This window comes from Fodinibius salipaludis (assembly GCF_002287075.1).
Taxonomy (GTDB): domain Bacteria; phylum Bacteroidota; class Rhodothermia; order Balneolales; family Balneolaceae; genus Fodinibius; species Fodinibius salipaludis.
In genome coordinates, this window is record NZ_NSKE01000011.1 from 53,656 (window position 1) to 75,673 (window position 22,018).

17 protein-coding genes are annotated in these 22,018 nt (G+C 43.2%); 6 read left to right on the plus strand and 11 right to left on the minus strand.

The annotated features are described in order from the left end of the window. Nucleotides 1–29: 29 nt before the first annotated feature. The gene (locus CK503_RS13855) at nucleotides 30–971 is read left to right on the plus strand and encodes a DUF3078 domain-containing protein (RefSeq protein WP_095607425.1); all 942 of its coding nucleotides are present in this window, start codon (nucleotides 30–32) and stop codon (nucleotides 969–971) included. A gap of 87 nt (nucleotides 972–1,058) precedes the next feature. On the opposite strand, the gene amaB is transcribed toward CK503_RS13855, so the two are convergent. After that, a complete protein-coding gene (gene amaB, locus CK503_RS13860; RefSeq protein WP_095607426.1) occupies nucleotides 1,059–2,588 on the minus strand; it encodes an L-piperidine-6-carboxylate dehydrogenase in 1,530 nt (509 codons plus the stop codon). Nucleotides 2,589–2,739: 151 nt separating this feature from the next. Between amaB and CK503_RS13865 the strand changes: the two genes are divergently transcribed. Continuing rightward, nucleotides 2,740–3,525 (plus strand): TrmH family RNA methyltransferase, encoded by a 786-nt coding sequence (locus tag CK503_RS13865; RefSeq protein WP_095607427.1) that lies wholly within the window; start codon nucleotides 2,740–2,742, stop codon nucleotides 3,523–3,525. Between the two features lie 86 nt (nucleotides 3,526–3,611). Here the strand turns inward: CK503_RS13865 and CK503_RS13870 are convergent, their stop codons facing one another. From CK503_RS13870 to CK503_RS13885, 4 genes are all read right to left on the minus strand, one after another. Continuing rightward, nucleotides 3,612–6,266: a carboxypeptidase-like regulatory domain-containing protein gene (locus CK503_RS13870; protein WP_095607428.1), complete on the minus strand. Its 2,655-nt coding sequence runs from the start codon at nucleotides 6,264–6,266 to the stop codon at nucleotides 3,612–3,614. A gap of 14 nt (nucleotides 6,267–6,280) precedes the next feature. Further along, entirely contained in the window at nucleotides 6,281–7,096 is an 816-nt protein-coding gene (locus CK503_RS13875; protein ID WP_095607429.1) for a GLPGLI family protein, read from the minus strand. A gap of 262 nt (nucleotides 7,097–7,358) precedes the next feature. Further along, nucleotides 7,359–7,673 carry a hypothetical protein gene (locus tag CK503_RS13880; protein ID WP_095607430.1) on the minus strand — a complete coding sequence of 105 codons (315 nt, stop codon included), beginning with the start codon at nucleotides 7,671–7,673 and terminating at the stop codon, nucleotides 7,359–7,361. Nucleotides 7,674–7,763: 90 nt separating this feature from the next. Further along, nucleotides 7,764–8,153, minus strand: coding sequence for a helix-turn-helix domain-containing protein (locus CK503_RS13885; RefSeq protein WP_095607431.1), 390 nt, complete (start codon nucleotides 8,151–8,153; stop codon nucleotides 7,764–7,766). 345 nt (nucleotides 8,154–8,498) lie between these two features. Here CK503_RS13885 and CK503_RS13890 point away from each other — a divergent pair, with 345 nt between their 5' ends. Next, on the plus strand, nucleotides 8,499–9,827 hold the full coding sequence (locus CK503_RS13890) for a PhoH family protein (protein ID WP_095607432.1): 1,329 nt from the start codon (nucleotides 8,499–8,501) through the stop codon (nucleotides 9,825–9,827). 237 nt (nucleotides 9,828–10,064) lie between these two features. On the opposite strand, the gene CK503_RS13895 is transcribed toward CK503_RS13890, so the two are convergent. The 3 genes from CK503_RS13895 to CK503_RS13905 all read right to left on the minus strand — a co-directional run bounded on the left by CK503_RS13895 (nucleotide 10,065) and on the right by CK503_RS13905 (nucleotide 16,326). Next, entirely contained in the window at nucleotides 10,065–11,297 is a 1,233-nt protein-coding gene (locus CK503_RS13895; protein WP_095607433.1) for a BaiN/RdsA family NAD(P)/FAD-dependent oxidoreductase, read from the minus strand. Nucleotides 11,298–11,301: 4 nt separating this feature from the next. Beyond that, nucleotides 11,302–12,123, minus strand: coding sequence for a glutamate racemase (murI, locus tag CK503_RS13900; RefSeq protein ID WP_095607434.1), 822 nt, complete (start codon nucleotides 12,121–12,123; stop codon nucleotides 11,302–11,304). A gap of 78 nt (nucleotides 12,124–12,201) precedes the next feature. After that, nucleotides 12,202–16,326 (minus strand): lamin tail domain-containing protein, encoded by a 4,125-nt coding sequence (locus CK503_RS13905; protein ID WP_095607435.1) that lies wholly within the window; start codon nucleotides 16,324–16,326, stop codon nucleotides 12,202–12,204. Nucleotides 16,327–16,594: 268 nt separating this feature from the next. Between CK503_RS13905 and CK503_RS13915 the strand changes: the two genes are divergently transcribed. Continuing rightward, a complete protein-coding gene (locus CK503_RS13915; RefSeq protein WP_095607437.1) occupies nucleotides 16,595–17,002 on the plus strand; it encodes a hypothetical protein in 408 nt (135 codons plus the stop codon). Between the two features lie 66 nt (nucleotides 17,003–17,068). Here the strand turns inward: CK503_RS13915 and asd are convergent, their stop codons facing one another. Then, on the minus strand, nucleotides 17,069–18,127 hold the full coding sequence (asd, locus tag CK503_RS13920; protein ID WP_095607438.1) for an aspartate-semialdehyde dehydrogenase: 1,059 nt from the start codon (nucleotides 18,125–18,127) through the stop codon (nucleotides 17,069–17,071). Nucleotides 18,128–18,310: 183 nt separating this feature from the next. On the opposite strand from asd, the gene CK503_RS13925 reads away from it, so the two are divergent. Then, complete coding sequence (locus CK503_RS13925; RefSeq protein ID WP_095607439.1) at nucleotides 18,311–19,783, plus strand: glycine--tRNA ligase; 1,473 nt, start codon at nucleotides 18,311–18,313, stop codon at nucleotides 19,781–19,783. Between the two features lie 120 nt (nucleotides 19,784–19,903). Here CK503_RS13925 and CK503_RS13930 read toward each other — a convergent pair whose 3' ends face one another. After that, a complete protein-coding gene (locus CK503_RS13930; RefSeq protein ID WP_095607440.1) occupies nucleotides 19,904–20,470 on the minus strand; it encodes a superoxide dismutase family protein in 567 nt (188 codons plus the stop codon). Between the two features lie 80 nt (nucleotides 20,471–20,550). Beyond that, nucleotides 20,551–21,306, minus strand: a complete 756-nt coding sequence (locus tag CK503_RS13935; RefSeq protein ID WP_095607441.1) for an alpha/beta hydrolase family protein — start codon at nucleotides 21,304–21,306, stop codon at nucleotides 20,551–20,553. A 76-nt stretch (nucleotides 21,307–21,382) separates the two neighbouring features. Here CK503_RS13935 and CK503_RS13940 point away from each other — a divergent pair, with 76 nt between their 5' ends. Then, nucleotides 21,383–21,811 (plus strand): VOC family protein, encoded by a 429-nt coding sequence (locus CK503_RS13940; RefSeq protein ID WP_095607442.1) that lies wholly within the window; start codon nucleotides 21,383–21,385, stop codon nucleotides 21,809–21,811. Nucleotides 21,812–22,018 lie beyond the last annotated feature (207 nt).

Here is a 22,018-nt window from a genome sequence, read left to right on the forward strand (position 1 = left end):
ACGCCAGTCATATAATTCCCTATAATTTCATGCAAAATTTTTTTGCTTTCGTTGCTCTCCTAATCAGTATCTTTCTTTTAATAACCCCGCCGGCTTTAAGTCAGGAAGCAACTGAAATAAGTAGATTGCTGGAAAAGGATTCTGATATTTCGGTACGAGATATGTCTAATGTTAACAGCAAAGTTGTTGTTTCGGACACCTTGAGAGGATGGCAAATGGATTGGGTTAGTGGTATAAACGGTTCTCAGGCTTCCTATGATAATTGGAGTCAGGGTGGTGTAAATACGATAAGTGTTACTGCTTCTACAGTCTTTAACGCAAAATATCGTAAAGGACAGTTTGCTTATGCATTGGGGACGAATTTTAAATATGGTAAATCACGATTAGAAGGTGAAGGAACCCGCAAAACGGATGACCGTATCGCTGTAAATAATAAGTTTAGTTACCTTTTTGAGGATGAGCGTTGGAGTGCTTTTGGGAATATAAATTTCAGTACGCAGTTTGATAAGGGGTATAATTATGCTGAGGAGCCGCCGGTAGTTATTTCCAGCTTTTTTGCGCCGGCGTATTTTACACAGATAGCAGGTATTTCATTTCAACCGGAAGATTATTTTACTGCTGAGGCCGGTATGGCGATGAAACAAACCATTGTTTCAGATACAAGCCTGTCTACACGCTATGGTCTTGATCCGGGGAAAACTTTCAGATTTGAGCCGGGTTATTCATTGGCGATGAATTTTGAAAAGAAAATTGTGTCTAATGTTCGGTTGGTCAGTTCGGTAGAAACATTTACGAACCTTCAGCGCCATGTAGATCAGACTGATGTTCACTTTTCAAATGAGTTGATTGGTAAAATTAATGACTATCTGAATATGTCATTCCAGTTTGTTATGGTGTATGACAGTGACTTTTCTCGAGAACTGCAAATTAAGCAGGTGCTTTCCGCCGGATTTTCGTACAGTATTCTCTAAAACTTTTACAGCAAAATATTTTACAATAAAAAAGCCCCAAAATCGGGGCTTTTTTGTTTTAGGATAAGTTAGCTTCAACAAGGGAATTTATTCTACATCAAACTCAATACCTTGTGCTAAGGGCATTTCATCACTCCAGTTGATGGTGTTTGTTTGTCGGCGCATATAAGCTTTCCACGCATCAGAGCCGGATTCACGTCCGCCGCCGGTTTCTTTTTCACCTCCAAATGCACCGCCGATTTCAGCACCGCTGGTTCCCACATTGATATTCGCAATGCCGCAATCCGATCCTCGGGCGCTCAAGAAGGTTTCAGCTTCTCTCATATTCAGCGTAAACATGGATGAGCTAAGCCCTTGGCGAACACCGTTTTGTTTGGCAATGGCTTCGTCAAGATCACTGTATTTAATTAGGTACAGGATTGGCGCAAAAGTCTCTTCCTGTACAATATCGTACTCATTTTCAGCAATCACGATAGCGGGATTTACATAATTCCCCCCGTTAAGTTTCTTTTTATCCAGTATTTCGCCGCCGTAAATAAGTTCACCGCCGGCTTCCTGAACTTCCTCAAGGGCCTGCTGCATGCTTTCGGCTGCATGCTCATCAATGAGTGGACCTACCAGGGTATCTTCATCCAGCGGGTTACCGATATTCACATCTTGATAGATTTCAACAAGGCGATCTTTCAGTTCATCAAAAACGTCCTCATGGACAATAAGGCGTCGGGTAGAAGTACAGCGCTGTCCGCAGGTTCCAACGGATCCAAAGACTGTTGCCCGGGCCGCCATTTCGAGATCAGCATTTTCGGAAACAATGATTGCGTTGTTACCGCCAAGCTCAAGAATGGTTTTGCCGAGTCGCGCGCCAACCGTTTTAGCTACTTCTTTACCCATCCGAATAGAGCCGGTTGCCGAAATTAGGGGAATGCGCTCATCTTCTGTCATCCATTCACCCACTTCGCGTCCGCCAGTAATGAGGTTGAAGATGCCCTCGGGCAGATCATTACGCTTTAATACTTTGGCAATAATATTTTGGACAGCAATGCCACACAGTGGTGTTTTTTCGGATCCTTTCCAGATCATCACATTACCACAAATGGCGGCAATCATGGCGTTCCAGCTGTAAACCGCGACCGGAAAATTAAAGGCCGAAATAATTCCAGTAATGCCCAACGGATGCCACTGTTCGTACATGCGGTGTTTGGGACGCTCCGACTGCATCGTCTTGCCATACAGCATGCGCGATTGACCCACGGCAAAATCACAGATGTCAATCATCTCCTGTACTTCGCCGAGTCCCTCTTGGTAGACTTTGCCCATCTCGTAGGTAACCAGGCGTCCGAGATCTTCTTTATGTTTGCGCAGTTCAAGTCCAATCTGACGAACAATCTCACCGCGTTTTGGAGCGGGAACCATGCGCCATTCTTTGAATGCTTCCTGTGCTTTGGTCACCACTTTATCGTAATCTTCACGAGAAGTTACCGTAGTGTCGGCTATTTGGGAACCGTCAATTGGTGTATGACTCGATATTGTCTCTTCACTTCCTGATCCAAAAAACTTTTGTCCGGTACTTGTGCCTAAGTTCGTGCCTTCGATACCTAATTTCTTGAGAAAATCCATAGCTTTGGTTTCATGATTTGTTAAATTTTGATAGTAAAATAAGGATCATTTTCGTGATATGAAGCTGAGTTCATAAATAATTTCTTCTGATATTTTGTGCCCGCTTTACTTTCAAGCATCCCAATACAAATTAGAATTAAGCAGTTAAACATTGAATTTAACAACGGCATCCAATCGTCAACAGACACTTCTTCGTAAATTAAATCGTAAAAAGTATCGCTATAAAGAGCGTCTTTTTCTTTTGGAAGGGGCCCGTGCGGTACAGCAGGTGATAGCCAATAAAGAAATACAGATACGAGCACTGTTTTTTGATGAAGGTCAGCGGTATTGGGAGCAGCCTGACTGGAAAAATGTAGTTGACCAATTGGAGGTTGCTGTTCTGCCGCAGGAGTTTTTTATAGAAGTATCGGATACCGAGACCCCACAGGGTGTGCTGGCGCTGTGTGAGATGCCTTCGGAGGCTACTGCAGAGGAATTGTCCAAAAAGTCGGGATTAATTATTGCCCTGGATGGGTTGCAAGATCCCGGGAACCTGGGTACAATTATTCGTACCGCCGGATGGTTTGGAATTTCGGGCATTGTCTCGGGCAAGGGAACAGTGGATATGTTTCATCCCAAAGTTGTGCGGGGAACAGCCGGGGCAACGGGTACGATACCATTTATGAATGGGGAATTGTCCGAGGTTTTTGATACGCTTGAGCAGCATAACTGGCACGTTTTTCTGTTGGATGCCGGCACCCAGTCAAAGGCATTGCATGAAATATCATCCATAAAAAAGGGAGTAATTGTGGTAGGTAATGAAGGGCATGGTATTCGTGATGAGCTGATGACGGCGAACCGGAGTAGCGTGTGCATTCCGTCGCCGGTGGGGCAGCAAAATGTGGAGAGCCTGAATGCGGCCATTGCTGCGTCGATTGCCCTGTATGCGCTGGGTTGAGGTTGCATGTTGCAGGATGGTCGTTTCAGGTTAAGGTTTGAGAGTAAGATTTAGTTTTTTTTATCTGGTATTCGGCATCTAAATGATCACCGAAAACTAATTTTTGCACCGAGTAACACAAAACGAGGGTTTAATGCATTGCGACGTTGGCTTTGGGTATAGCTTCCCACATTGACTGTTTCAAAAGCGGTTTGATCGAGCAAGTTTCGCCCATCCAGGTAGAGAGTGAGCCTATCATCGATGGCATCAAATTGAAGAGAAGTATTTAGAAAATGATAGTCGCCGGCATCTTCAATTTGGTAGAGGATGTATTCGGTGGAAAGCTGCCAACGGTCGCCCAAATCAAGTGTAGTATTGGCAAAGCCTGAAAAATATTGCGAACTGCTGATAAAATTATTGGTCTGGTTATTTGATTCCGAAAAATTATATTCGGCTCCTATGGAGCTGTTAAAGGCCCCGACAAAGGCCGTTCGCAGATAGGTGCTTAGCTGGTGTGAATTAGATTGAATATCATTGGCGGTATCGTTAAAAAAGCTGGTAAAGGAAGCCGAGGTATAATTATATTCAAATGCCAGGTTGGACTGCAAAAAGTTCATAAATTGGTCTAAACCCAGCCGTGCGAGCAGTGTCTCCTGATTGTCGGTAAGGCGGTAGGTGCCAAAATTGTAGTTGGGAGTGATGGTGCTTGCCGTGGTATAACTTTGGCCGGAGGTAACGTAACTGAAAAAAGTATTGGCTACGAAATTATCCTGCCAGTTGCCATACTGGTATGAAGCTGAAAAACTATTGGATGGAGACAGGCTAAAATCCGTGGTTCCCTCCTGTATACTTCGGTAATCCGTTAGCCGCTGGGCGCTGAAAAGTGTGTTAAAATCGGGCTGATCCTGTTTATAGCTGTATTGCAGGCGTAGCTCGTTTTTTTTATTGGGTTCGTAGGTAACAGAAACCTCGGGGTTCAGATAAAACAATGTCTCATCAATAACTGCCTGCAAATTAGTGCGGTTCCAAACCAGATTGCCGGAAACTTCGGCGTTGGCCTCCCAGCCTTTGCCAATGGTGTATTGATAGCTTAGCGTTGAAAAAGTGCGGTAACGGTTCCAGTCGCGGCTGTCAGTAAAAGCAGGCTGCCCGGCCACCCGGTTTGCCAGGCTGTTGCTCTGGTGCTCGCCGCCCAGGCGAACGGAAAAGAGGCTTCGAGCATTGCGCGACCAGTACTTAAAATCAGTGCCGATATATGATCCGTCGTTTTTTGTTTGTTGCATGAGCGGGTTAGCGGTAGAGTCGGAGCCGAATGGGCCGCCCGAAAGCACCGGGTTCACTCGCAAGGTTTGGGCATTTGATGAATTTATGTAGCGGACCCGAATGCGGTACGCTTTCCGATCGGCAATTTTGCGGGTAAACCGAAGATGCTGGCTCCATTTTTTTTCGTCTGTTTCCAGCTGCGTCTGCAGCGGCTCGTTTCTGAACACGCGGTCGGCAAGCTCGGTCTCGGGGAAGGTGTTGAATTTACCTTCATATTTTAGATTGAACTTTTGGGACGGGTCATAGGTTGCGGTGAGATTACCCAAGCCGGCGTTAATGTCTTTCTGGGTATTTTGCCGCTGTATCAAATTCGGCACCTGCAGGGAGGGGTCATAGATGGTGGCAAATTGCTGGTTTATTTGCCGGTTGGCGGGCAGAAAATAGCCGACCGCTTTTATTTTAAGATCTTCAGAAAGATTATATATACCTGCACCACCGTGGAAGCTGGTTTTATTATTCAAATACTGCTCTTGGTCAAGGCGGGATACACGGTGCGCCGTTGTGCTCACCAATGAACCGCTGCCGCCAGTGGGCCCAAGTGAAGTGGATGACTGAAACGGAAGGCTTGAGCCTGACTGCAGCAATCTATAGATATTGCCCACGGGGTTGTCGCCAATATTGTTGGCACTTTCAAATAAATAGCCTTTAAAATTTTTGGTAATAGACACCAAGTTGCCGTCGGCCTGGTAGTTCTGGTCCAGATCGTAATAGCCGGTGGCCGTGCCAAAAAAATCGATCTTGAATTCCTCTTTCAGCGCCAGATTCAGCACGGTTTCATCCGATTCACTAATATTTTTCAGTACCGCATTTTCTTGATACTCTTCATATATACTCACCGTTTCAATGGCTTTAGCGGTAAAATTTTTGGTGAGCAGTTGGTAGTTAAACCCAAACAGGTCATCGCCACCAATTAACACCTTGGTAACCGTTTTTCCGTTGGCTTTTATTTGGCCCTGGGGGGTTATGGTGATGCCGGGCAGCAGCCGGAGGATATCTTCCACACTTTCCTCATTGCCCCGCATAAAAGATTCAGCGATAAAAATAGTGGTGTCTTCCTTAGCGATAATAGACGGGCGCTTTTCTTCCACTACCAGCTCTTTCAGTGGCTGAGTTTTTTCTTTGAGAAGAATATTCTTGAACAGCGTGTCGGCTTTTGAATGTGCCGGGATATCAATGATCTGTTTCCCGTAGCCAATGGAACTGATGTGCAGCAGATAGATTTTTCGCAGGTTTAATTCTAAGCTAAATTCCCCTTTTCCGTTCGAGTAGTCGAAGGCTTTAATGCTCGTGGAATCGAGACCGGTGGCATAAATATTGACGTTGGGGATGGGGTGACCAAGGCTATCGGTAATGGTGCCTTGCACGAATATCTGTGCCTGGCATATTTCTGCGCCGGAAAGAATAAAAGCCCCAAATAAGATAATAATGTAAATACGCATTCATCGTTGTTAGTTTATTGATTGGTAGGGTCTTCAAAACTTTCCATCAATTCAATATTAGGTAAGTCAAAAGTCATGTTAGCTAAATCTTCTTTACTAACGTAAGGTCGTACCGTTTTAAGAACAGCTTGTTTATGAAGTTTGTCAAAGTTATCGATAATATTCTTGTATTCGACTAAGGTGATAACTTCTTCCTTACCAGTAAGTGGGATGGGGTCAATGGTACTGACATTTTTAAGCGTAACTTCAATTGCGCTAAAATTGATATTACCACTCTCGTCGTATGCCTGCAGGATCAGCCCCGGCAACCCGTGTAACTTCCAAGGTCCAAATGGTACCGGAATTTCAGGGCTGAACCAAACCGTATAGTTGCGTCCACGAAAGTGGGTGGTAGCTTTTTGAGTAGAATAATTGCCGACCATTTTTGAGCTATCTGCAATAACCCAATCAAGTTGGGAGGCTTTTTCCTTTAACAAGAACAATTTTTGGATGTTAATCATATTCATACGGGAATACATACTATCTTTAACCGTATCAAATAGCGTTATTTGTCCTCTGCCATCGGTTGCACCAGGTACTTTTACTACTTTGGCCGTTGGATATTCTTGTTTGGCTTTTTGGAGTCTATCGGTGGAGGAATATAGGTTCCAACTAAAGATAGATCTCTGGCGGTTAAACTTTAATGTATCATTATTAATAGCTGTAGTGCTCATTTTGATGTTTTGCTGGTATACGACGAAGCCATTAAAGGGATCAGAATTAGTAATATTTTGCTGAGCTTGGACATTTTGTGAAATTAGTAGTGTGATAAAGAATAAATATTTAATCATCGCAAAAAATAGAAAATTGAACTAAAAGGCCATTAATTAAAAAAGCTTCAATGCGAATCAACCACAAACTTTAATGTTATTCAGTTAAATAGGATAAACTTAAAGAGGAGTTTTGAATATCACCTTCACTTACATCTGTCACTCAACAGGGAAATAAAAATGAGTGAAAAAAGTGCAGCTTTTGGTGACAATACAAACCCTCTTCAAGTTTAATATTTATCATTTGGTATTATCTAACATTGAATTATTTATCTAATGTCTATTATTCCTTGCCAGTTTGAATGATAGTGATGTTGCAATCACTTGAAACTACTACAACGGTATTATTGCTTAATTTGACCGTTTTGGGTTCACACTCATCCAACATTAAATTGATTGAAAGAATAGAACTTGTCTGTGAAGGAACACTAACTGTCGGCATTGATTGCATACTACATTTTAGTGTAGTAGTATCCATCTTTTCGATATTGGTGACTTTACTTGCTTGTGCATCTTTAGCATAAGCATTCGTTAAACCAATATTGAAAACAGCCATTAATAGAATAAGAAAAAAAGAAGATTTAATTAGCGATTTCATCGTAGCCTCTTATTTAATTAAGATTGATGCACATTATTATTTTACCAAAGCGTGTGATCTTTCACTTTAATTTTGTCCTTTAAAACGTTCTTAATTTTGTTCCCGCCACTGGGTTGGAGTCAAATCCTCTCTGGTTTTGAAGCTATTGGCAAAAGCTGAATGCGAGTTAAATCCCACAGAGATAGCCGCCGTCGTTACGGGCATGTCGGTTTGATGCAAAATTTCTTTGGCTACTTTAATACGATGGCGTAAAATGTAATCTTTGGGATAGCGATTTACGTGCTTGTAAAAGCGGTAAGAAAAACCTTTACTGTTAATATAGCATTGGGTCTTTACCCATTTTACATTAAGGTGCCGATTAAACAGATGCTCTTTTATAAAAGCAAATGCTCTTTTTATTTGGCGCGGCCATCCTTGTGTGGGTTCGGGCAAGGCAAGCCGATAGTTCTCTTTGATCTTTTTAGGTTGCAAAGGTTTCATGTGCTCAACTTCATCTTGATATTTAGTTGTTTATTTTACCTCTAGACAGGAATCTCTCTATTATAGAAGAGTCATCGGCAAGTTTTTTGTTACAAAATCAGGCTAATATTATAGATTTGTAATAGTTGTAAGCGGATAGGTTTTAAAGTATTTGCCAGTTTGCCATTGCAAGGTGGAGAGCCTGAATGCAGCTATTGCCACTTCGATTGCGCTGTATGATTTGTCTGGGAAAACCTAAAATTTTAATTTCGAAATGGAGACCTATTGATTCTGACCGGCTTATTCAATAACCTGTTAGAACTATTTACGATGTGGCTATTTCCTCCAATCTAAATCATTTTTGGTATGACAAAATCCAAGAAAGACAAAATTTACGTTCTGGATACTTCGGTATTACTGTATGATTCTGAGGCGGTAAAGAATTTCCAGAAAAATGATATTGCTATTCCCATTACGGTGCTCGAGGAGATCGATACGTTCAAAAAGGGGAATGATGTTATAAATCTGCATGCGCGTGAGTTTAGCCGCTACCTTGATAAGATATCCGATAAAAATCTGCTGCAGAAATGGATCCCTTTGAATGGCGAAACACACGGGAAGTTGAGGGTTATCAGTAATGAAAATAGTGAGTTGGATGCTTCAAAAGTGTTTGGAAATGAGAAGAATGATCACCGTATTTTGAACTCGGTGCTCAAGTTGATGGAGGAGGAGCCGAAGAAGAAGGTAATTCTGGTTTCGAAGGATATCAATCTGCGGATTAAAGCGCGGTCGCTGAATATTGATGCCGAGGATTACGAGACGATACAGATCAAGGATATTGATCACCTGTATCAGGGAAAGAAAGAGGTTGCCTGCGACGATGCCATCATTAACAAGATTTATGATGAGGGGAAGTTGCCGTATACCGATTTACAGGAGGAAAAACCCAATAATAATCAGTTCTTTATTTTAAAAGGGCAATCCGGTTCGGCCTTGGGATACTTTAATGAGGAAAGTAGTTCGATAGAGCTGGTACAAAAGAAAACGGCCTATGGCGTAACGCCGCGGAATGCTGAACAGACTTTTGCACTGAATGCTATTTTAAATCCCAATAATTTATTGGTAACCATTACCGGTGCGGCGGGTACGGGGAAAACGTTGATTGCACTTGCAGGCGCGTTGGAACAGCGACGCAATTTTCACCAGATATTTTTGGCTCGTCCCATTGTACCGTTAAGTAATAACGATATCGGCTATCTGCCGGGGGATATCAGCTCCAAGATTGATCCCTATATGCAACCGCTCTGGGATAATTTGTCGTTCATTAAGAATCAGTTTCCGGAGAGTAGCAATAAGTTTCAAAAGGTGGATGATATGCTGGAGAATGATAAGCTGCGTATTATTCCGCTGGCGTATATCCGCGGACGTAGTCTGTCGAACGTGATTTTTATCGTGGATGAGGCTCAGAACTTGACGCCCCATGAGGTAAAAACGATCATTACCCGAGCGGGCGAAAACACGAAGATCATTTTCACAGGTGATATCTTCCAGATCGACACCCCTTATTTGGATACGCAGAGCAACGGGTTGTCATTTTTGGTGGATCGCATGCATGATAACGAGCTCTATGCGCACATCAACCTGGAGAAGGGGGAGCGATCGGAACTGGCAAATCTAGCCAGTAAGTTGTTGTAAGTTTTTTTAGGCGACAGATCTACACGGATTTAAAGTTTAAACAAAGATTTCTAACTACGTTCGAAATGACGGGATGAGTTTTTACAAGCAAAATGTCATCTCGACCAGCGGGAGAGATCGTTGTTTTTTAATCCGTTTACTCCATGTCTCTTTTTGGGATGGCACAGAATATAGCAGGGATTTATGGCCATAAATCCCTGCTACGGATAATGGTAAGAAAATCATTAGAATGGATGATTATATTCTATCAATATGTTGGGCAGCAATCCAACCGGTGGTCCAGGCTGATTGAAAATTGTATCCGCCGGTAATGCCGTCAATATTCAGTACTTCCCCGGCAAAATAAAGATTGTCTATTTTTTTACTTTCCATGGTTCCCATATTTACCTCATCCAGTGGAATACCACCGCTGGTTACAAACTCTTCTTTGTACGTTGTTTTTCCTTCAATCTCATAGCTTGTATTCGTAAGCTGTTCGGTAAGGTGGTGAATATTTTCATTGGAGAGTTCTGCCCATCTTATTTTGGGATCAATATCAACAAGTTCCAGGAAGCGATTCCACAAACGGTTGGAGATAGGGAAAGTGTCCTGTTTCTGCGTAGTTTTCCGCGCGTTGGTATCCCGAAGTTCCTTCAGTTTTTGTTGAACCTCTTGTGAATTTTGGGGATACAGCCAGTTGACCCGAATCGTGAAATCATAATTTTGTTCATAAAGATATCGTGCTGCCCATGCTGACGTTTTAAGCACGGCCGGGCCGCTGAGTCCCCAGTGGGTGATTAAAATGGGCCCGTCATGTTGATAGGAGGTACCCTCAATACTGACCGATCCATTGGCTACCGAAATGCCTGCTAGATCTTCAAAAACCTTTTCTTTGAAATTAAATGTAAATAATGAAGGTACCGGTTCTACAATAGAATGTCCCAGATCTTCCAGCCACTGGTATGTACTGCGTCGATTAGAACCACCCGTTGCAATAATGACGGTATCAAAAATTTGGTTTTCATGATCTCGAATGGTCAGCTTGAATTGGTCACCGTTCGTAGGTTTTACTGCTTCAACTCGATATCGGTTAATAACGTTAACATTGTGTTTGTCTGCTTCTCTATTCAAGCAATTGATTATCGTTGCTGAGTCATCGGTAGTTGGAAACATGCGCCCATCGCTCTCTGTTTTTAATTTCACTTCGCGATTCTCGAACCACGAAACGGTATCAGTCGGTTGAAACTGCTCAAAAGCCCAGCGGAGTTCGCGCGATCCGCGAGGATAAGCTTTTGACATTATTTCCGGGTCGAAGCAATGGTGGGTTACATTGCAGCGTCCGCCGCCCGAAATACGTACTTTGGAGAGGACTTGACGACTTTTTTCAAAAATAGTGACGTTGAGGTCGGGGTTGAGGCGTGCTGCATTTACAGCGGCAAAAAATCCGGCAGCCCCGCCTCCAATAACGGCAAGCTTATTGGGTGTTGGCATATTTTTAAAGGTGGATGAACTCGGAATTTATTTTATCGCCCCAGAAAACGTTTGCATGAGCGTCAAAATCCTCGGTTGAGTCGGTCGTAATGAATCTGCGTGTTCTGTTTTGGGAACACTTTCTCTCAATTTCTGGATGTCGGTTTAAATAATCGGCCAGACTTTTAGCGACAATCTCACCTTGACTCAGAATGGTGATATCGTCTTGGACAAACTTTTTGATTTTTTCAATCAATAAAGGATAGTGCGTACAAGCCAGTAGCAGGGTATCTATTTTTTTAGAGTGTGACAGGATTCCATCGATATGTTGCTTTACGAAATAGTCGGCTCCTTCACTGTCATATTCTTGGTTTTCCACAAGCGGTACCCACATGGGACAGGATTCTTGGTGGACTGTTAATCCGGGAAACTGCTTTTTGATTTCCATCACATATGATCTGGAGTTTACAGTACCGCTTGTGCCCAGAATACCCACATGGCCAGTTTTGGAATAGTTGCCGATAACTTCGGCTGTGGGACGAATAACCCCAAGTACTCTTCGCTCAGGATCAATGTTTGGGAGATCTTTTTGTTGGATCGTACGAAGAGCTTTGCTCGAAGCGGTATTACAAGCCAATATTACCAAGTGGCAGTTTTGATCAAAAAGATATTTAACGCACTCCAGCGTGTAGTGGTAAATGGTTTCGAAGGAGCGGGTACCATAGGGAGACCGTGCATTATCGCCGAGGTAGAGATAGTCGTATTGTGGAAGCTCATCAACGATATCTTTCATGACCGTCAGTCCACCAAAGCCGGAGTCAAAAATGCCAATTGGGGCAGAACTCATCAATCTTGAATTAGGAATTATAAATTAGAAATTAAGAAAAGATTCTTCGTTCGTAATTCCTAATATTAGCCTTCAAAATCAGTTTAGTTGCCGAGCCAGGACTACAGTCTTTTTGAAGCTCAGGTCACTTCCTGAGGTACTATCATAAGCTTCAAAAACAACAATATATATTCCGATACGGTTGCGGCTCTTGTTGTCTTTTCGTCCATCCCAAATAAGCTGTCCTTCAAATCCGGCTTGCTTGCCGTCGGCCAATGTGCGCACCAGGCGTCCGTAGCGATCATAAATCCGAACCTTGATCAGGTAGTCCTGCTGATCAAGTTTGTAGTTAATGAACAGATTATCCTCATACCCGTCATCATCCGGGGAAAAAGGATTGGGGTTGAAACGTATACCTGTTTCCTGATTGACTTGAGCATTTTCTTGGTAGATCGAATTTTCCGAATTTGGTGTCCCGCCTTTTTCAGTTACACTGGATCCCCAATTTGAACCATCACTGCTGGGTCCACCGGGTGCGATACGTTCGAGGGCAATACCGCGAGTATCAATGATATTGGGATTATGCCAGCTTTCATCATAAAACACGGAATCGATGGTAGCGCCCGTACTGTCGGCTATGTAAATAGCATCATCTGAAGAAGCTAAACTGAGACTGGAGCGGTCTGCCCGCATAATGGATTGCATATTAGGTGGCTCCAGATCAAAAAAGGCAGCAGTTTGGCCTTCCTCAAAGTTTGTGTTCTCATCTGCATGGAGGAGTACATGTCCCTGTGGCGGAACCCATTTTGCGGTGGTAGATACCGGCCGTATGTCCCGTATATCTCCGTTTTCATCAGGTTCGTCATGTAGAAACAGTCCTTCAAGGGAAAGGGCATAGTCTTGGGTATTGCGCAGCTCAATATACTCAGTTTGATCGGGCTGATTGTCATCAGAATCGGCCAGAGGATTAAACATGATTTCGTTGATAACCAGGTCTCCTTTTTGGAGCGGTTGCGCTACGGGAATTTCGGATATCGTGGTCATATTCCCCTTTACATCGCTAAGATTTTCTGCCCGAATAGTCGTGCTGTTAGTGTTGATATTATTACTCTTTGAAGTAGGAGAAGACAGGGCAATCACATCAGCTTTAGTTGAATCAAAATCAAAAATTGAAAGACGTTCATCTCCGGCATAGAAAGCAACATCGTCGGTTAGGCGGATGAATTCACTAAACCGAATTTCATAATTACCATTCTTCAATATTTTGGAGAAAATTATCTGGGGAGAATCGGTATCCGCCTGGGAAGTAACATTTTGTTTGCCTGCAGAAATGCCGTTGTCAGAGGGGTTGGTCTGCCAGTTCGAGGCATCATTTGAAGCCGCTAATGGATCTTTACGTTCAAGAGAAGAGCCATCGGTATTATTGCTCCAGCTTTGATAGTAGCGCAATGAATCAATGGTTACACCGTTCTTATTTCTGATATAGATATCATCAGGCGTGTTATTATTTAAGGATGGAAACCCGCTTATTGCTACTCCGTTGGGGATACTTGCCCCAAAATTTTGATTCCCGGTAAGCACGATATATTCACCGGCTTTGAGTTTTATAGGCTTTTCGATTGTTGTTTGGGTACTGTAATCGCCCACCACCCATTCAGTTATATTGAAATTCTTATCGGTGGTATTATAAAGTTCAATGAAATCGGCCTTTCCTTCAGCTCCCGGATCATACAATATTTCATTAATAACGATTTGTCTGGATTGGGCTTCATCAATTTGAAGGTATTCGAGCTCCCGGGTAGCATTCGATAACGTATTGCCAAAAATGTCAGAGATATTTGTAGCTGTAACTGCATAGGTTTGACCATCGGTAAGTTCCTGCTCTAAGAAAAGGGTGACTTTTTTATCTTGTACTGATATCAACTGAATACCAATAGGCGGGGAGAGCTGATAGTTTTGTGCATCGGTTGCTGATGAGGCTACTTTTTCTGAGAATGTGAGCTCAATTTTATTATTCCCAATGCTAATTAGCTTTTCAAAAGAAGGCGGGATTTGATCTTGAGGTACTTCATTTCGGGATCCGGGCGTACCAAATCCATTAGAAGCATCGGTCCAGTTTTTCCGAAATTTTCCGGAAACATCAGTGGTGCGACGTTCCAGCGCGACCTCGTCACCGCCCCAGTCGGAGGTATATTGCAAAGAATCCAGCAGCGTACCGTTTTTATCTCGGATGATGATTTGGTCGCCGCCGTTGTTGAGTGCAGGAAAGTCACCCATGGTTACCAGTGCAATGTCAGGGTATTCGGATTCGATTGTGTTATCAGGAGCAATGACTACAAAACTATCCGGAGGTACAATAAATTGACCGGTGGAAATCGTCCCTTCAAAACTTTCACGGTTATCACTAAGAGTCCAGCCCTGCAGGTTGAGAGATTTATCGGAAATGTTATAGAGCTCGATATATTCAGAGCTGTTTACCGGTGGGGCATACATAAATTCATTGATGGCAACATCTCCCGAATCCACCGGTGACGGTTCATAATAGGTAAAAGAGGTATCGATCGGAGATATTGTATTATCGAAAATATCTTCGGCATCTTCGATTGAAAGTGTGTACTCCTGTGCGTTTTGCAGGTCAGATCCAAGCGAGAGCTCTACCGTATCGGCCGCGGTTTGACTTACCGATGAAATACTGTTGTTGGTGATACTAAAGCTGCCAGCCTGATTCAGGCGCTCATCAAAAACAACTTGTAGCGTGTGTGTGGATAAAATATTCAGCTTAGTGAGCCTGGGCGGTGTATTGTCTTTGTCCATCTCATTGGCTACCCCCGGTGTTCCTCCATTAGAATTGGGCGAATCGCCCCAATTTTCTTCATAAATACTCGGAGCGGAAGCCGATCGTCGTTCCAGTGCCACATCTGTGCCGCCCCAGTCAGAGTTATAGGTTAGAGAATCTGCTTTAGCTCCGGTATTAGTAATCAATTGTACCGCATCAGGTGTTGTATTATTGAGAGCGGGAAAGCCGGCCTGGTGATATGCTCGATCACCAAATACATTAAAAAGTTCTGTGGTATCGGCAGATATAACCAAGAAGTTGTCAGGTTCTATGGGGATGGGATCGGAGCCTAAGCTGGAGCTGCTGTAGTTATCAGCAATTTCCCAGTCAGCGAGATTTAAGTATTTATTGCTGGCGTTTTTGAGCTCGATGTATTCTTCGTTGATTGTCGTCGGATAATCATAAGCAAATTCGTTGATAAGGATATCTCCCTGGGTGTAGGAGTCAAAAAGCTGAAACTTAAAGTCCGTGTTGGGATCGATAGTATTGCCTTCGTTGTCGTCAATATCGCTGACGGTCAGGGTGTATTCCCTGCCGGGGATAGGATTATTGTAAATGAGTTGAACAACATTGCCCGAAGTACTGCTGTTGCTGGGACTTCCGATATCAGGGGTGACGGTAAAGTCCGATGTTTGCACACTGGCCGGATCAACATCTAAATTAAAAGAAACATCAATGGTTTGATTATCTATGATCGAGACATTTTGAATATCGAGTGGCGGGTTAACTTTTGTGACTTTTATATCATCGTATTCAAACAGATTTGATCGGGTGCTGGTATAATCACTGAACAGGCCGATAAATTCACTTTGGGCATAGGTATTGTCTGTTGCCGTTCCCTGTGCGTTATATGAGGCGCCCCCGGTGGGATCAGCGAAAAGTTCCCAATTTCCATTGAGATCTCTGGTTACTCGAATGCGAACAGTTACAGGATTAGTATCAATAATATCATCGGTTCCATCTATAATTTTTGTTGTACTGTTGCCATCCTGACGATAGAGGCTTATTTCATCCTCGGTGTCACCTATTTGAACAAAATACCCATCTATATCGCCCTTCATATCTTGCTTATCAGCTACAATATAGAATCTTGACAGGTTGCTGCTTGATGGGTTGAAACCAAGTTCAATGTATGCTTGCCATTCACCATAGGCGGCTGTTGAGCCAGTACTGATTACCGCTTCAGCACTTTCACTTGGTGCATCGAGCTGAAGCATGTTTGCAGAATTTACGAGATGCTTTGATTCACTGTCGGTCCAAGAGGGATTGTTTGTAAAGTCCCCGTCACTGAAATTTTCATCAATAATGATTGATTGAGCGAAGGCAGGTGATTTAATAGAAATGAATATCCCAATAAAAAGGAAAATCAACTTACTTTTGTATCCCATACCGAGTTTCTTGATAAATAGTCTTTAGGAGAATAATAGAGAAGAATATAAATGGCAAGAAAATCCGTCCGATATAAAAAAGAGGGTGAAACTGCTATCAACAGTTTCACCCCGGAAGGACATTTGATATTGCTCTCTATTTCAACGGCTTATACGCTTTTACGCGTTTCTGTTAGTAAGACCGTTGAGATGGCAAATCCTTACAAAGTTTTTTCAATAATTTTCATATACTTCTTTTTTATCAGAGTATAAATCTAAAATATTTTCAATGAATTATTCTTCCATTCCATCAGTACCCGTTGAAATACCGAATATTAATCACGGTCTTCAGGTTGCAAAGGGATTATTGAAAGTAAAAGAAGATGGACTTCATCTGGAATTTGAAGTCAAGGATAGTATAGTGGGATTGATAACATCCGGAGTTAAGTCCGTTGTGGTTACTTATGTTGATCTGGAAAATATCCGTTTTGAAAAGGGATGGTGGAATGCAAAAATTATTGTGGAAGGGAAATCAATGAAGGTATTTGAAGCGTTGCCCGGAAGTGAGCAGGGAAGGTTGAAGTTAAAAGTTAAGCGCTCCGATCGTGATGACGCACAAAACGCTGTTTCATCGGCCCGGGTTCATCTCTCTGAGCAAAAGCTCAAAGAATTGGATGATGAGAAAACAAAAGGATAAGGTTTAAAATGAAAAAACCCTGTCGGAGGTTAAATTTCCGACAGGGATAAAGTGTAAGGAATAAAATTAATTGATATATCCTTTTTCCGCCAAGAGTTCGGCATTAAGAATGGCTCCGCCCGCTGCTCCTCGAATGGTATTGTGAGCCATGGTAACATATCCTAAATCCATGACTGTTCCTTTTCGAAGTCGACCAACGGCTGTTTGCATTCCACCTTCCCGATCGGCGTGGAGCCGAGGTTGAGGATAGCGATCTTCTTTATAAAGTCGCACCGGATTGGCAGGGGATGAAGGTAAGTTCAGATCCGCAATGGGATTCTCCCAGTCGGTAAAGGCTTGTTCGGCTTCCTCAATAGATGTAGGGGCATTTTTCAATTTCACCGATACCGAAAGAAGATGTCCCTCAATCGTAGGGACACGAACAGCTGTTGCCTGAATGTCAAAGTCGTTAAAGGCAATAGAATTATCTGACAAACTGCCGAGCACTTTGGTAGCCTCGGTCTGTACTTTGGGTTCCTCTCCGCCAATGTAAGGAACAACGTTTGCTACGATGTCCATACTTGAGACGCCGGGGTAGCCGGCCCCCGAAACCGATTGCATAGAGGTGACGACAAGCGATTGAATGCCAAAAGCATCGGAAAGTGGTTTCAACGACATCGAAAGCGGTACAGAAACGCAGTTAGGATTGGTGACGATCCAGCCGTTGCCATTAGCATCGAATGATTGGTTTTTGATTATATCCGCGTGATCGGGGTTGACTTCCGGAACCAGCAGCGGTACTTGGTCATGCATCCGGTAATTTTTTGCATTTGAGATTACGGGAATGCCCGCTTCAGCAAAGCTTTTTTCTATTTCTCCGGCAACGGAAGAATCCAATCCGGAAAAAACAAAGTCGACCCCTGCGAACTTGGCAGGGTCACAAGCTTTAACTTCCAGGTTAGCTGCAGCAGAAGGTTGCTCAGTCTTTTCTATCCAATGGGCAGCCTGTTTATACTTTTTGCCGGCAGAGCGTTTTGAGGCTCCCAGTACTTTTACAGTGAACCATGGATGATTTTCGAGTAAGCGAATAAATTTTTGTCCGACAGCTCCGGTAGCACCGAGTACGCCAACCTGATACGAATGCATATATAAATCTTGTTTTTAAACTAAAGATTACGTTTATCAATGGAATTGATGGGAGAAGCATTCCCAACTAAATCCTTTGAAAGCATCTAAAATACGGATAAAAGGATAATTAATTAAAGCAGTTATTTTTTCTATCTTTCGGCATCTTAAAAATCATTATTGAACCCAAATTTAAGCACGTCCATGTCAGTTACCGAACTCGATAGTTTAGATACGCTTGTATCGTTGGCAAAGTCCCGCGCCTTTATTTATCAATCTTCAGAAATTTACGGCGGACTCGGAGCCGTCTATGATTACGGTCCGCTGGGTACAGAGCTCAAACGCAACATCCGCGATTTCTGGTGGAAAGAGATGACCCAGCGTCATGATAATATTGTGGGGCTTGATTCAGCTATTTTTATGCATCCCAAAGTGTGGGAGGCCAGCGGTCATTTGGATGGATTTAACGATCCCATGATAGATGACAAACAGTCAAATAAACGCTATCGGGCGGATATGCTGATTGAAAATCATATTGCCAAGTTGCGGAGTGACGGTAAGGCTGATAAGGCGGATGAACTGCAAGAGCAGCTTGATACAGCGGGATCGCGCGAAGGCGTCTGTGAGGATTTGTACAATATTATTATGGATGAAGAGATCCGTGCTCCGGAATCCGGCGCCTTTGAATGGACCGAAGTTCGTCAATTTAACCTGATGTTTAAGACCCAATTTGGAGCAACTTCTTCCGGCGGTGATGGTGATGATGCGGTGTATCTTCGTCCCGAGACGGCACAGGGTATTTTTGTGAATTTTAAGAATGTGATGGATACAGCCCGCCAACAAGTACCGTTTGGGATTGCCCAGGTAGGGAAGGCGTTTCGTAATGAGGTTGTTGCCCGTCAGTTCATCTTTCGTATGCGAGAGTTCGAACAGATGGAAATGCAATATTTTGTAGAGCCGGGGACCGATAAAGAAAGCTATGATCATTGGCTTAACAAACGTCTCGACTGGCATAAGAAATTGGGTATTCGTGAAGAAAAATTACGCACGCATCCGCATCCCGAGGATAAATTGGCTCATTACGCTGAAGCTGCCGCCGATATTCAGTACGAATATCCCATTGGTTGGCAAGAGGTTGAGGGCGTTCACAATCGCACCGATTTTGACTTGAGTCAGCACAAGGAGTATTCGGGTAAAAAGTTGGAGTATTACGATCAGCAGAAGCAGGAAAAATATGTACCTTATGTGATTGAGACCTCAATTGGTCTGGACCGTACGGTAATGATGGTACTCTGTGATGCTTACCGCGAGGAGGAAGTGGATGGCGATACGCGAACCGTATTGAAAATGAATCCACAGCTGGCGCCAACTAAAGTGGGAATATTTCCGCTTATCAAAAAGGATAAGTTGCAAGATCTGGCCCATAAGATCACCGATAATCTTAGAGAGGATTACAACGTACTATATGATGAGTCTGGATCTATCGGTAAGCGTTATCGTCGGCAGGATGAGGCAGGCACGCCATTTTGTGTGACAGTCGACTTTGACGGTGTAGAGTCCGAAGGTGAAGATACGGTGACGATCCGCTATCGCGATGATATGACGCAGGACCGCGTGCCTGTCAGTCGCCTCAAAGAAGTGATTGATGACAAGATGAAGAGCTGGAAACCGGAATAGGTGGAAGCTACATGTATGTCATCCTGAACTCATTGCAGGATCTGTAATTTTCAGCTTTATTAAATAAAAAATGGGGCCCATCTGAGAGATGGCCCCATTTTTGTTTAGATTTTCTTGTTCTTATGCATCAGCATTAGCAACGCCGATCACTCCGCATCCCATGCGAGGGCCAGCGGCTCCGGTTGGTTGCGATTCAAGATCATCTTCGCCGCCGTGAATGATAACACCACGTCCCATAATACTTTCGGGACCATTGAGTGTGATGGTATTATCTACATAATCGATAGAAGCATTTCCGTCGGAATCAGCTTCAAGATTACCCATATCACCTACATGGCGGCTTTCGGCATCAGGACTAGCATGTGGATTATCAGCGGGATTATAATGTCCGCCGGCTGAAGTACCGTCATCAGCTCGACAATCACCGTACTGGTGAATATGGAAGCCGTGCTTGCCTTCTTCTAATCCTTCAAATTCACCTTGAACACGAACCCCGTCATCTTCTTTGGTAAAGGTTACATGTCCGGTGGTATCGCCATCTTCTGTGGGATGAACAACAGCAACAGCCTCAGTGAAATCTGTTGCTGGTTCCGTTGTTGTTTCTTCTTGTTCCATCTCTTGTTGGGTGCATCCCATGGCAAAAAAGACTAATGCAAAAGAAAGCAAATACTTTTTAAATGATTGCATAAATAATATGATTTTGGTTTTTGTTATAGTTCCAATCCTCAATCTTTAACAAGAGCTAATGTATAGGCATTCAATGAAAGTTAAAAATATCGATTAGCCCAAGCGGCAAGCACTTCAGCGAGGTAGAAACTGTCTTTTTGTTTAGTAAGCAGGTGATTTGCATCATCAAGCGAAACAAAACTCTTGGGATGGCGTGCTTTTTTGTAAATATTTGCCGCGTTATCAATGCCGACAACCTGATCTACAGGTGAATGAAAAATCATTAATGCACGGTCAAGATTGCGAATCTTGTCATCCATATTATTGGCTTCGAGGTCATCAATAAATTGTTTCTTGATGGTAAAGTCGCGACCCGCCAGCGTGACCGTTGCTATGCCTTTTTCCTCAATCTCGTTGAGTCGGGCTCCAAAATTTTCTTTTACATGTTCGGGATCGGCCGGGGCACCAATAGTGGCTACCGCTTTGCTTTTTGGTATTTTCGAGGCGGACTGTAATACAGCGGCTCCGCCCAGCGAGTGGCCAATGAGGATAGCTGGCGCGCGGTAATGCGATTCCATATAATCAGCCGCAGCAATTAGATCTTCGATATTTGAGGAGAAATTAGTATCTGCAAAATCGCCTTCACTTTCACCTAAACCGGTAAAGTCAAAGCGCAAAACACCGATACCATGTTTGGTAAGGGTTTTGCTGAGATTCGAAACTACTTTTAGGTTTTTTGAGCAGGTAAAGCAGTGGGCAAAAAGGGCATAGTTTCGGGCTTCACCGTCCGGTTGGTCTACCCGTGCTGAAAGCTTGTCTCCGAAAGCGCCATCAAATGTAATTTTTTCTGATCGCATGAGTCCTCATTGATTTATATTTTGTCATTCTTAATTCATTCAGATAACAGACAAGATATAAAAGAATTTTCTTACTATGGCTGATCAACCTACACCACTTTTTCATTTGGCTTTTCCGGTTTCCGATCTCGACGAAACACTAACATTTTATCGGGATGTCCTTGGCTGTGATACCGGACGCAGCTCAGATAAATGGATTGATTTCGATTTTTGGGGTCATCAGGTTGTCGCACATCTAAGTCCCGAAGAAGCGGGTAAATCGAGTATGAACGACGTGGACGGACATGCCGTACCGGCCAAGCACTTCGGATTGATTTTAGAGTGGGAGCAGTGGGAGGAACTGGCTGAACGTCTGGAAGAAGAGGATGTTGATTTTATTATTGAACCGTACGTTCGTTTTGAGGGTAAGCCCGGTGAACAAGCCACGATGTTCTTCAAGGATCCCAGTGGCAATGCACTCGAATTCAAAGCGTTCCGAAATAAAGATCAAATCTTTGCGACGTGATGATAGTATTGAGTAGTGAGATGTGAGTATTGAGGTAAGTAATAAGATTTTTTTCTTTACCGCCTGAAGATGAATTATCAGGCTAAAAGTATCTCTGTATATTACTTAAGAGAGATTTTTATACAATTCAGATATTAAGTAGGAAGGAGTAATAACAGATTGAGTCAATGAACAATCTCTTAACTTCTGCTGCGGCATAACTCACTA